This is a genomic window from Flavobacterium sp. TR2 (assembly GCF_025252405.1).
In the GTDB taxonomy this organism is placed as follows: Bacteria; Bacteroidota; Bacteroidia; order Flavobacteriales; family Flavobacteriaceae; genus Flavobacterium.
Genome location: NZ_CP104307.1, coordinates 479,313 through 491,470, shown reverse-complemented (window position 1 = coordinate 491,470; position 12,158 = coordinate 479,313). Strand labels below are relative to the sequence as shown.

Annotated in this window: 13 protein-coding genes; 9 read left to right on the top strand and 4 right to left on the bottom strand. The window is 33.8% G+C overall.

Going from position 1 to position 12,158, the window contains the following annotated elements; genetic code table 11:
* Nucleotides 1-81 precede the first annotated feature (81 nt).
* Complete coding sequence (locus N4T20_RS02430; RefSeq protein ID WP_260671537.1) at nucleotides 82-720, top strand: thymidylate synthase; 639 nt, start codon at nucleotides 82-84, stop codon at nucleotides 718-720.
* Between the two features lie 74 nt (nucleotides 721-794).
* A complete protein-coding gene (locus N4T20_RS02425) occupies nucleotides 795-1,085 on the top strand; it encodes a hypothetical protein (RefSeq protein ID WP_260671536.1) in 291 nt (96 codons plus the stop codon).
* A gap of 395 nt (nucleotides 1,086-1,480) precedes the next feature.
* Here the strand turns inward: N4T20_RS02425 and N4T20_RS02420 are convergent, their stop codons facing one another.
* The 3 genes from N4T20_RS02420 to N4T20_RS02410 form a co-directional block, all read right to left on the bottom strand.
* Nucleotides 1,481-2,989 (bottom strand): class A beta-lactamase-related serine hydrolase, encoded by a 1,509-nt coding sequence (locus N4T20_RS02420; protein ID WP_260671535.1) that lies wholly within the window; start codon nucleotides 2,987-2,989, stop codon nucleotides 1,481-1,483.
* 75 nt (nucleotides 2,990-3,064) lie between these two features.
* A complete protein-coding gene (locus tag N4T20_RS02415) occupies nucleotides 3,065-3,856 on the bottom strand; it encodes a helix-turn-helix domain-containing protein (RefSeq protein WP_260671534.1) in 792 nt (263 codons plus the stop codon).
* Nucleotides 3,857-3,918: 62 nt separating this feature from the next.
* Entirely contained in the window at nucleotides 3,919-4,512 is a 594-nt protein-coding gene (locus N4T20_RS02410) for a GNAT family N-acetyltransferase (RefSeq protein ID WP_260671533.1), read from the bottom strand.
* A 213-nt stretch (nucleotides 4,513-4,725) separates the two neighbouring features.
* Here N4T20_RS02410 and N4T20_RS02405 point away from each other — a divergent pair, with 213 nt between their 5' ends.
* Nucleotides 4,726-6,069, top strand: coding sequence for an FAD-dependent oxidoreductase (locus tag N4T20_RS02405; RefSeq protein WP_260671532.1), 1,344 nt, complete (start codon nucleotides 4,726-4,728; stop codon nucleotides 6,067-6,069).
* 127 nt (nucleotides 6,070-6,196) lie between these two features.
* Here N4T20_RS02405 and N4T20_RS02400 read toward each other — a convergent pair whose 3' ends face one another.
* Nucleotides 6,197-7,714 (bottom strand): DUF853 domain-containing protein, encoded by a 1,518-nt coding sequence (locus tag N4T20_RS02400; RefSeq protein ID WP_260671531.1) that lies wholly within the window; start codon nucleotides 7,712-7,714, stop codon nucleotides 6,197-6,199.
* Between the two features lie 379 nt (nucleotides 7,715-8,093).
* Between N4T20_RS02400 and N4T20_RS02395 the strand changes: the two genes are divergently transcribed.
* Genes N4T20_RS02395 through N4T20_RS02370 form a run of 6 tightly spaced genes read left to right on the top strand, consistent with a single transcriptional unit; the run spans nucleotide 8,094 to nucleotide 12,143 of the window.
* On the top strand, nucleotides 8,094-8,918 hold the full coding sequence (locus N4T20_RS02395; RefSeq protein ID WP_177211948.1) for a MotA/TolQ/ExbB proton channel family protein: 825 nt from the start codon (nucleotides 8,094-8,096) through the stop codon (nucleotides 8,916-8,918).
* A gap of 41 nt (nucleotides 8,919-8,959) precedes the next feature.
* Complete coding sequence (locus N4T20_RS02390; RefSeq protein ID WP_260671530.1) at nucleotides 8,960-9,571, top strand: ExbD/TolR family protein; 612 nt, start codon at nucleotides 8,960-8,962, stop codon at nucleotides 9,569-9,571.
* A gap of 19 nt (nucleotides 9,572-9,590) precedes the next feature.
* Nucleotides 9,591-10,148, top strand: coding sequence for a biopolymer transporter ExbD (locus tag N4T20_RS02385; RefSeq protein WP_260671529.1), 558 nt, complete (start codon nucleotides 9,591-9,593; stop codon nucleotides 10,146-10,148).
* Between the two features lie 38 nt (nucleotides 10,149-10,186).
* Nucleotides 10,187-10,987, top strand: a complete 801-nt coding sequence (locus N4T20_RS02380; protein ID WP_260671528.1) for an energy transducer TonB — start codon at nucleotides 10,187-10,189, stop codon at nucleotides 10,985-10,987.
* Entirely contained in the window at nucleotides 10,987-11,217 is a 231-nt protein-coding gene (locus N4T20_RS02375) for a hypothetical protein (protein WP_111286913.1), read from the top strand. The genes N4T20_RS02380 and N4T20_RS02375 overlap by 1 nt, the downstream gene beginning before the upstream one ends.
* A 2-nt stretch (nucleotides 11,218-11,219) precedes the next feature.
* Complete coding sequence (locus tag N4T20_RS02370) at nucleotides 11,220-12,143, top strand: PstS family phosphate ABC transporter substrate-binding protein (RefSeq protein ID WP_260671527.1); 924 nt, start codon at nucleotides 11,220-11,222, stop codon at nucleotides 12,141-12,143.
* Nucleotides 12,144-12,158: the final 15 nt, after the last annotated feature.

Genomic DNA, 12,158 nt, shown 5'->3' with positions numbered 1-12,158 from the left:
TGCTGGCTTTGCTATATTTTAAATTATCCTGAGAGCTGCAAATATAATCATCATCAATCAAACAAACAACACAATAAAATAATGAATAAGTATCATGAAACATTAAACAAAATTATTACTAAAGGCAAGCGCCAGGAGAACAAAAAAGGTTCAATAACTTTTCTGCATAATGAAGTATTGCAGCTAAAACCGATTGATCTTCTTGAACTATTTGAAGGGCACGCAGTTGCAAAAAAGAAACTTAAAGATGAATTAACTCTTTTCATGGCTGGTGAGAGGTCAACAGAAGCTTATAGAGAAATAGGCGTCTCATGGTGGGATTATTGCGGACCAATTTTGGTCAATAGTTATCCAACCTATTTCGAACAGCTGCCAAATCTTATTGAGAAAATTAATCGCGAGAAACGATCTTCTAAAAACTATGTGCTTTTTCTTGGTTCTAACAACACAGAAAGCAATCAACAGCCTTGTTTAAGCCTTATACAATTTCAAATAGACAAAGGAAAATTGATTTTAAGCGCATATCAGCGCAGTTCTGATGCGAACCTAGGTTTGCCTTCGGACATCTACCATTTGTACCTTATTTCGAAGAAAATCGATGTTAAATTGAAAAGCATTACGCTTTTTCTTGGCAACGTTCACATTTATGAAAATAATTTTGAATTAACTAAAGAGCTTATCTCAGGTCAATCAGTTAAATTCAATTTAAACGTTGGTTAAATTGATACAAATTGAGACAATCAACTATTATTACTCATAATTAATTTTGCTGCTATAAATGCAACGGATTAAACATGGCTTTAAGTAATATTGAGGTAAAAATAGTAGGCGATTACATTTGGGATGAATATAATCAAGATTACCATGAGAATAGAATTGAAGATTTTAAATATTATTTTAGTAATTGGCTTGAAAAATTAGGCAGAATACCAGCTAGAGTATGCGTAAATATCAATATAAACTACTATGCAGACACAGGTAGGTTTGAATTTTCATATATCAGCACAAAAGAGACTGAAATACTACAATCCCTAAAGGATGATCTAGGTTTTTCCTCAAGGTATTTTACAAAGTTATGTATCTAATAATTACACTATAAAGATAGTGAATTATAGCGAGTTGACCAAATTTAAAGCATAAAAAAACCTAGATATTTCTAGGTTTTTTTGTTTAGATGGAAGGGATTCGAACCCAACATTACCATAGTCCTTCAGTAAATGTTTACCGCCTATGTTTGCCTTTCGACTTTCAGACTTTACCACTTTGTCCACATCCTAGACAAAGATAATAAAAATGTTTAATGTATCTTTAAATGTGGTTTAAAGTACATTTAAAAGAAACATCTGTTTGCTTGAAAAAATGTACATTTCATTTTATATTTGTGTACATTTCAATTTTGCGATTATATGTATAGCAAAAGAAGAATAAATAATTTTAGCATTTTTTTCAGATTAAGATTAATATCTGACTGAGAAGGAAATTATTTTGTTTCGATATCGACTATTTTTTTACCGTTTTCTCCAAGATAGTGGACTACAATGTTTTCATAAATTTTATAGCCATCATCTACATTCGTAAAAATGACTAGTCCTTGTTTTGTTTTTGGAAGTAAAATACAAATAGTTTGAACGCCTTGGTCTGCTCCTCCGTGCGATAAGGCGTAGTTCTCATTTCCTAAATCATAAATTTCAAAGCCTAAACCAAAATACTTGTTCTTTTTGGTCTGGACTTGATGTGAAATCATATCGTCAAAAACTTTTTTGCTTAACCCCTCGCTGTTCATGACACTGCATAAAAATTGGCTGTAATCTTCAACAGTAGTCAATAAATCATCGGCTGCATTTGCAGATTTATTTTTTGTAGGTTGGTAAGCATTTCCGTTTCTGTCATAATTAACGGCATATCTCGAAAGATCAATTTTATCATTCCAAATTAATTGAGAATCGGTCATTTTTAAAGGTTCAAAAACCAATTCTGAGGCCAATTGATCTAATGTTTTATGAAATTTTTTCTCGAGAGCTCTTCGCAGATATTCAAAACCTTCTCCCGAATATTGGTATTGAGTTCCGGGTTTAAACTTAAAATCCAATTTTTTAGATTCGTTAAAAGACCTCCAATTCGGGAAACCGGTCTGGTGGCTCAAAACAATTCTGGTTGTCAATAGCTTATGATTTGGATCTTTAGCAATATCTGGATCAATCCAATATTTATCGAGCGGTTCGTCCAAATTCCATTTTCCTTGAGAGACCAATTTCAAAGCCACGATTGCCGTTATAGGTTTTGTTAGCGAAGCAACATTCCAAATGGTATTGAAAGGCGCGGGATTATCATGTTTTAGTTCTCCAAACACCTTTACCTGTTTTAGTTTTCCGTCTGCAATAATTCCAATTCCTAAAGTGGGAACATTATTTTCTTTCAGCCATTTTTCAGTTTCCTGATCATTGTCAAAAAGGTTTGATATTCCAGCAGTAGAGCTTGTCATTTGATGATTATAGCTCAGTGATCTGGCTAGTTTCCATTCTTTATTTTTTAAAAGCCATAAATGGGTAAATTTGGCAAAACTTCCAGCCTGTTCAGCATTTCCAGCAGAACTTTCATAAAAACGATGTGTTCCCATTTGAATAGCGCCATACAAAACGCCATTTTTGTGTAAAGGATAAATTTCGGTGCTTCCTTTTATGAGTTCTCTGCGGTAATTATATTTCCTTGTTGGAGAACAGATTCCGTTCTGAAACGTTTTTAAAAACCTTGCCTTATCAGAAATGCTGTCTTTGTCGTGATAAAACTCAAAATCTTCAGTATAAAGATTTTCAAATTGTTTAGCATCGCAGGTATTAAAGCCAACGTCGAAAAGGAGACTGTCCTTTGACATGATGGTTTTGTATAAAGCTGAATTTTTGGCCTCCTGAGAAAATCCCAACTTAATTTGAAAGAGGAGAATTCCAATTAAAAGAAATTTGAATTGAAATGGTGATAGATTGATTTTCATTGTGATTGCGTATTGATTGATGATTCTGCAAAAATAGATCAATCAAAACTCGGAAAATTGTACAAATGCGAAAATTTATCTTTTATGAGAAAGAAAATACGAATTGGGATCGAATGTTTTTGGAGTAGTTTTGGTCACATCTTTAAACTTCTTGATAAAATGCGATTGGTCAAAATATTTATTGTAAAGCGCAACATCAGTCAGTTTTAGTTTTTCTAGATCAGAATTTACCATTTGATCGACTGATTTTCTAAACTTCAAAATCTGAATGTATTTTTTAATCGTCAACCCTGTTGCTGCTTTAAATTTAATCTGCAGGAGCCGCTGAGAAGATTGTAATGACGAACTGATTTCTGAAACCGAAACTTCTGGTTCGGTTTTAATAATCTCGCAGATTTTTTCAATGGTGTTTTTCTCCGAATTTAAATCAGATAAAGCTTCAAAATAAGTGTTTATTGTGTTTAACATTATTTCAATACCAGAATCAATCTGAATGCTAAAAGGCAGTTCTTGAGGATTAATTTTGATAATAGAATCTGTAAAATCGCTTAAATCATATTTAGGAAACATTGAAAGCGTCCAAGTGTGAAGCTGAATGATAGTAACTCTAGTTTTTGGATGGATATTGACTAAAACTTTATTTGTCATTTGAGAACAAAAATAAACGCCTTCGTTCATCTCGTATTTGGCTTTACTCGTGTGAACTTGGATAGAATTTCCAGTGACAAAAGCAAGATTGAAACAGCCGTTTGGCAGAACAAGTTTGTTTTCAATTAAGCTTTCGCCGAAACTGTTATCTAAGCACCAAATTTTATTGACGAATCGCTCAGTTTTAGGGTTTACATAATGTTCGGAGTATAGCTGCATTTTAGTCTGCGATTTCAAATTATGAAATCGCAGACTAAAGTACAGTTTTTCTGAGTCATTGTTTAAATAAACTCCCCAAAATTATCCTGTTTAATATTTTCCCATTCTTCCAAAATAATGCTGAAATAGACGTCAGTTTTACTTTTTCCTTCAGAATCGACATAATTGTTTCTAAATATCCCTTCTTGTAGAGCACCCAGTTTTAAAATAGCTTTTTGAGATCTTAAATTTTCAAGATCAGCACTAAATTGTATTCTCCTAAATTGAATGTGTTCAAAACCAAAATTCAATAATTCATATTTGCACGCTTTATTTAAACCAGTCCCTTGAAATTCTTTTCCGTACCAAGTCCATCCAATTTCACATTTTTGGCTTGCATGGTTCAGGTAACCGTAACGCGTGCTTCCGGCAACTCTGTTTGTGGCTTTGTCAATAATAAGAAATGGATAACAAATTCCATCAGCTTTTTGCTTTAAGGTACTTTTTATATAGTTTTCAAAATCTTGATCGTTTCGAACGTACATCCCCATATATTTCCAAACTTCATCATCAAAAATAATTTCTTTGAGTTCTACATTTCTTTTGCTTTCAAATGGAATTAAAAGCACTTTCTCGTTTTGTAAAATAAGGTCTGTTTGTAAAATTTCGTTATTCATGATTTTTGCTTTAATTAATGAAATTAATCTTTAGCGAAAGTAGCTGTTTAATTTCTGCTAATAAATCTAATAAAATAACAATTTGTTATATTTGTAAAACCATAAAAATCAAATGTCTTCTTTTGAAATGGCGGGTTGCAAATAATTTATTTATTTTGGGGCTTATCTATAATTATTAGTTATTTTTACGACCCAATATTAGATTATACCTCGATGCAAACATCATTAAAAATTGCAGTTGTTGGTTCAGGACTTGTAGGGTCACTTCTGGCAATTTATCTTAAAAAGGCGGGTCACACCGTTCATGTCTATGACCGCAGTCCCGATATCCGAAAAATAAACTTCTCAGGCCGATCTATTAACCTAGCGATGTCTAACCGAGGTTGGAAAGCTTTGGATGCAGTTGGCGTTGGCGATGCTGTTCGGGAAATTGCAATTCCGATGGATAAACGCGCCATTCATTTGGTAGATAAATTAAATTTTCAGAATTACGGACAAGAAGGCGAATCTATATATTCTATTTCAAGAGGAAAACTAAACAGAAAAATGATCGATCTTGCAGAAGCAGCGGGAGCCGAATTTCATTTTGAACAGAAAGTTTGGGACGTTACTTTGAACGATGCAACCCTTCATATTGGCGAAAGCGAAAGAGGAGAGTGGGAAGAAAGAAAATTTGATATGGTTTTTGGTGCCGATGGTGCCTTTTCTAGAATCCGCCACAGAATGCAGCGTCAGAGTATGTTCAACTATTCTCAGGAATTTTTGAATATGGGATACAAAGAATTAAATATTCCAGCAAATCCCGACGGCACACATAAATTAGATAAAAACTCATTTCATATCTGGCCAAGAGGCGAATATATGTTAATTGCGCTTCCTAACCTTGATGGAAGTTTTACTTGTACTTTGTTTATGCCTTTTGAAGGCGAAAATTCATTTGAATCGCTGACAGACCGCAAAATGGTTGAAGATTTCTTTGAGAAAAATTTCCCAGATTCGATTGAAGTAATTCCAGAACTGGCAAATGATTTCTTTAAAAATCCAACGAGTACTTTGGTTACTATGAAATGTTTTCCTTGGACTTACGAAAATAAAATTGCTCTGATTGGAGATGCCTGCCACGCAATAGTTCCGTTTTATGGACAAGGAATGAATGCTGGATTTGAAGATATCACCGTTTTGAGCGAAATGATTGAAAAGTACCAAGACGATTGGAAAAAAATCTTTTCAGAATATCAGATCTCTAGAAAACCGAATGCAGATGCAATTGCAGAGCTTTCGTATCGAAATTTCTTAGAAATGAGCACCAAAACAGCAGATGAAAAATTCTTGCTCCAAAAGAAAATAGAAAAAGTTTTCTCAGATAAACATCCAGACAAATGGATTCCGCTTTACAGCCGTGTTACTTTCAGTGATCGCCCATATGCAGAAGCTCTAGCGATTGGAGATTATCAAAATGGCATTATGGAAGAAGTTTTGCGAATGGAAAACATCGAAAAAATTTGGGATGGCCCAGAAGTTGAAAACAAAATTTTGGAATTATTGGAGCAGGCTTAAATTTTTAAACCATATAATAATATAGGCTCTGTCATAAGAAAACCCGTCAAGTTTAAAATTTGACGGGTTTATTTGTATGAACAAAGTAAGGTTTAAATGAACTTAAATAACTGATATGGTTTAAGTTTTATTTCTTAAAGATTTTAGTCAAAACACCAAAAACACCTCTTATAAAAGTAGCGCTTGTTACAACTTTCAGAACAGATTTTGTAACAACCTCTGTAGTGCTTGGTCCTGATTTTGCTGATTTAGCTGGAGCTTGTTCTTCTTGCTGTGCAGCAGCTTCTGCAGCTTCAGTTAGTTTTTTGCTTAAAATTTCAAAAGCACTTTCGCGGTCAATTTCTTCAGCATATTTCTTAACTAGTTTCGATTTGCCATTTATCTCCTCAATTTCAGAAGGAGACAAAATATCCATTCGGCTCATAGGCGCGCGCATCATGGTAGCAACAAGAGGAGTCGGAATACCTTTTTCGTTAAGTGCCGTTACCAAGGCTTCTCCAATTCCTAAACTGGTTAATAATTCATCAGTTTTATAATAAGGAGAAGTAGGGTAGTTGTCGGCTGTTTTTTTAATCGCCTGACGGTCATTTGCAGTAAAAGCTCTCAGCGCGTGCTGAATTTTTAACCCCAACTGAGCCAGAACACCGCTTGGCACGTCCATAGGGTTTTGAGTGACAAAATAAAGCCCTACACCTTTAGAACGAATCAATTTTACAATCGTTTCAATCTGCTCTAGCAATGCTTTGCTGGCTTCATTAAAAATTAAATGCGCTTCATCAATAAAGATAACAAGTTCAGGCTGGTCTGCATCTCCTTTTTCAGGCATTTTCTGGTAAATTTCAGCCAAAAGGCTTAACATGAAAGTCGAAAACAATTTTGGCTTATCCTGAATATCCGTCAAGCGGATGATATTAACGTAACCTTTTCCGTTTTCATCAATTCGCATCAAATCATCGGTTTCAAAAGATAATTCGCCAAAAAACAAATCGCCGCCTTGTTGTTCCAATTCTATAATTTTTCTAAGAATCGTTCCTGTTGTAGCCGTTGAAATTTTTCCATAGCTAGCAGCAATTTCATCTTTGCCTTCTTCTGTAATATAATTGATTACCTTTTTAATGTCTTTTAAATCCAATAAAGGCATCTTATTATCGTCACAGTATTTGAAGATAACCGCTACAACACCTGCCTGAGTGTCATTCAAATCTAAAATTCGCGAAAACAGGACAGGCCCAAACTCAGAAACAGTAGCCCTAAGGCGCACACCATCTTGTTTTGATAAAGACATCAATTCAACAGGAAATGCAGCTACATTATAAGGTATATTTATTTTGGCATGACGTTCAGTGATAAAGCCCTCTTCTTTACCTTCTTTGGCAATACCGCTGAAATCTCCTTTAATATCCATCATTAATACAGGAATTCCAGCATTAGAAAGCTGTTCAGAAAAAACTTGAATTGTTTTGGTTTTTCCTGTTCCGGTTGCTCCGGCAATTAATCCGTGGCGGTTTAAAGTTTTCAAAGGAATTTTGACATGAGCTTCTGCAATTGGCTCGCCGTCAAGTATTGCGCCTCCAAGCACAATACTGTCTCCCTTCGAAGAATATCCTGTTGTTATATCTGAAATAAAATTCTCTTTTTTATTCATGTTTTTATTTGTAATTTAGATTGTTATGAGTATTGCTTTGTTTTTGGGCGCTTTTTACGGCTTTTTTTTTAGTAAGAAAAAGCTTTTTTTGATTGAAAATTTAATAAAAAAAAAATTCGCAGCTTTTTAAGAAGATATCAAAGGAATCTTTGAATATTTACTAAAACGTTGTAATTTTTCTAATTATCGTCCTTTTTTTTGTTTTATCTAAAAAATGATATGACCAATTTAATGAGATATTTTTTAATTTGAAGTTAAATTTCGGTCAATTAAATTAAAAAAAGTTTTTTTATTTAAACTAAACGTATAAATTTGCTCCTCTACAAGTTAAATATAACTAAAAAATAAAAATTATTTAAAACTATTAAAATTAAAAAAAATGGCAAACGTTAAAGTTAAAAAAGAAAGCACTTCAAATGGGGGAGGAATGATCACTGGAATCATTATTGTTGCGTGTATCTTAGTAGGGGTGTTTATTTGGAAAGTAATCATGGGGGACGCTGCGAACTTCGAAGGTGGTAATCCAGAAACTGGACATCCAATCAATACATTAGGACAAGTTTATAAAGGAGGTTTCATCGTACCGGTATTATTAGGTATGTTTTTAATGGTTGTTGTTTTTTCTATCGAAAGATTTATTGTTATCGGTAAAGCTGCTGGAAAAACTAATCTTGACAAATTCATGAAAAGTGTTCAAGGTAGTATTAAAGAAGGAAACATCGAAGCTGCTATCGCTTCTTGCGACAAACAACAAGGTTCAGTTGCAAATGCAATTAAATCTGCTTTGGTAAAATACCAAGATGTTAAGAAAGAAGGATTCAATAGCGAAGAAGCTTCTGAAGTAATCCACAAAGAAATTGAAGAGGCAACTTCATTAGAAATGCCAATGTTAGAGAAAAACATGACTATTATCTCTACTTTAGTATCTTTAGGTACATTAGGAGGATTATTAGGAACTGTATCTGGTATGATTAAAGCGTTTGGTGCGTTAGCTTCTGCTGGTACTCCTGACCAAGCTGCTCTTGCAACAGGTATCTCTGAGGCACTTATCAACACTGCAACAGGTATCTCTACTTCTATCTTAGCAATTGTTTCTTACAACTTCTTTACTGCTAAAATTGACGATTTAACTTACTCTATCGATGAGGCTGGTACTACAATCGTGAATACTTACAGAAAATTCAGAGGAAGTTTAAGACAATAATTAATTTTTGATTTTATATCAAAAAAATAAAATAAAAGATAATGGCTAAAATAAAAATGAAAAAAAAGTCTACATCGACAGATATGACTGCGATGTGTGATGTAGCGTTCCTTTTGCTAACGTTCTTTATTTTGACCGCTACTGCTAAAGTGCCTGAGGCATTGCCTGTGGATATGCCTGCTTCTGTTGCGATAAGTAAACTGCCAGATACTGATTTGGCTATTATTACAGTAGGAAAAGGGAAAGTATTTTTTGACATCAAAGGAAGAGAAGTTCGTAAAAGAACTCTTGAAGGTATGGGTGCAAAATATGGTATTGAATTTTCAGAAGAAGATAAAACCAAATTTGCTCTTATGGATGATTTTGGTGTGCCAATTACAGGTTTAAAGCAAATCATTGATATGAAAGCGGCGGACAGAACCAAAGCAAACCAACCTGGAATTCCTGTGGATTCATTAGATAATCAATTGAAAGAATGGCTTCTAATCTCTAGAAGAGCTACAATTGATTTGGATGACAAAGAATTGCAGATTGCGATTAAAGGAGATGCTAAAGAAGAATATCCAAAAATTAAAAAAATTATGGATATTTTGCAAGATCAGAAAATCAATTCCTTTAACTTAGTTACTGGTAAGAGAGGAAGAGACTTTTAATTAAAAAAAATACACTAAAATGGCTGAATTAAATACTGGCGACGGCGGTGGTGGTAAAGGCGGTAAAGTAAGAAGTAAAAAGCAGAATTCGAAAGTCGATTTAACAGCGATGGTGGATTTGGCATTCTTATTGATTACATTCTTTATGTTAACTACTTCGTTGTCAAAACCTCAATCGATGGATTTGTCATTGCCAAATAAAGATGATAACGAGAAGGATGCTAAGGATACTAAGGTAGACGAGAATCGTACTATGACAGTAATGTTAGGTGCTGACAATAAAATGGTTTACTATATGGGGTTATTGGCAACACCAAAAGTGGGGCCGAAAGATATTGCATATGGTAAAGATGGTATTCGTAGAGAATTGTTAAAACAAAAGAAAAATGTTTTGGCTTATTCTGCAGCTTTAGGGAAACCTAAAAACGGAATCATTGTGATCATTAAACCAACGAAGAAATCAAATTACCGTAATTTGGTTGATATCTTGGATGAAATGGCTATCACTGGAGTTGATACGTATGCAATCGTTCCTGAGTTTACACCAGAAGAAACTAAAGTGATAGATAAAAAATAAGAGCAATCTTAAATTTTATCGACTTAAAATCAAGAAGTATGAAATTAGATATTATAAAAAATCAGTGGCTTGATATCGTATTCGAAGGTCGTAATAAGATATATGGTGCATATGAGCTGAGAAAATCAAACGGAAAAACAACTGTGAAAGCACTTGTTATTGGTTCTCTTATCTTTAGTGCTGCTATTGCTGCTCCTCTTATTGCGAGTCTATTACCAGACTCTACAGAAGAAGAAGAGGTTAAAGAGGTTAAGATGGCTACGGTAAAATTACCTCCGAAAAAAGAGGAAGTTAAGCCTAATATGCCACCGCCACCGCCACCACCACCAAAAGTGGATCAGGTAAAATTCGTTAAACCTGTGGTAGCAAAAGCGGAAGAAGTTACTGAAGATCCACCAAAAATTGTTGATTTAAAAGACAAAAAAGTTGGTGCTGAGACTATCAAAGGAGATCCAGATGCAGTTTTAACTGTTGATGAGCCAGTTGGTAAAGGACCAGTAGCAGAGGTGGTACAAGAAGATAACACTGTATATAACACAGCTGGTATCGAAGTAAAACCAGATTTCCCAGGAGGTATTGATAAATTCTACAAATTCGTAGGAAACAATTACAAAACTCCAGAAGAAGAAGGTTTAAAAGGTAAAGTTTACGTTACGTTTGTAGTTGAAAAAGACGGGTCGTTAACAGATATTAAAGTTTTAAGAGATATCGGTTATGGTACAGGAGCAGAAGCAATTCGTGTTCTTAAAAAATGTCCAAAATGGACTCCCGGCGAGCAAAATGGTAAAAAAGTTAGGGTATTATACTCTCTTCCTATTACTATTCAATCTGCAGAATAATGTTAAAAGATATGCTTAATAATATTCAGAAGAAATCGCTCAAAGAGCGATTTCTTCTTGTTTTAGGAATACTGTTTTTTTTAATTTATCTTGTGCTCGGTTTAATGATTATGTTCTGGGAAAAACTCCCGCTTAATATGGAGCCTAAATACAGATATGCTTTTGGAGGATTACTGATCGTGTATTCTGGAATAAGATTTTTAAGATTAATTAATTCAAAAGAGGAATAATTATGTTGAAATATGGTAAGGCGGTAGGTTTAGTTGTTTTTGTCTTTTTGTTTGCCATGTGCAACCAAAAAAGCAAAAGTGAAGCTGAAAAAGAAACCATTTTAAAAGGATCACTTGATATTGCGGTTGACGAAACAGTAAAGCAAATTGTAGATGATCAGGTTGCTGTTTTTGAAGGCACTTACTATGATGCAAAAATTACGGTAAAACCAAAATCAGAAGCTGAAGTAATTAATGATTTATTGAATCAAAAAGCTAAAGTTGCAATTACAACTAGAGATTTAACAAAAGAAGAAAAATCTCGTTTTGATAAAAGTAAAATCAATCCTAGAGTTACCCCTTTTGCTCATGACGCTATTGCTTTTATTTCAAACAAAAGCAATAATGACACATTAATTGCGTTGAAAAGTGTAATCGATTTTATGCAAGGTAAGCCAGATGGTAAAATTAAAGGGCTTGTTTTCGATAATCCTAATTCGAGCACAGTTCGTTACATGAAAGATTTGGCAAAGGTAAATGAGATTCCTAAGAATGGTGTTTTCTCTTTTAAAACAAATAATGAAGTAATCAAATTTGTTTCGGAAAACGAAGGAATGATCGGTATTATTGGCGTTAATTGGATATATCAACCAACTCCTGACATGGTATCGACAGTTAATAAGGTTAATGTTCTTTATGTTAAAGGTTTAGATAGTAACGAATATTATAGTCCGACTCAAAATGACTTAGAAATTGGAAAGTATCCTTTGGCACGTGATTTGTTTATTATCAATTGTCAAGGTTATTCTGGACTTGGAATGGGGTTTGCTTCATTCATAGCTGGAGATATTGGCCAGCGCATCGTTTTGAAATCAGGATTGCTTCCGTTTAAAACTCCAGGAAGAAAGCTTAAAATTAGAAGTGAAATTATAAAAGATAAAGAATAAATTAATTACGATAAA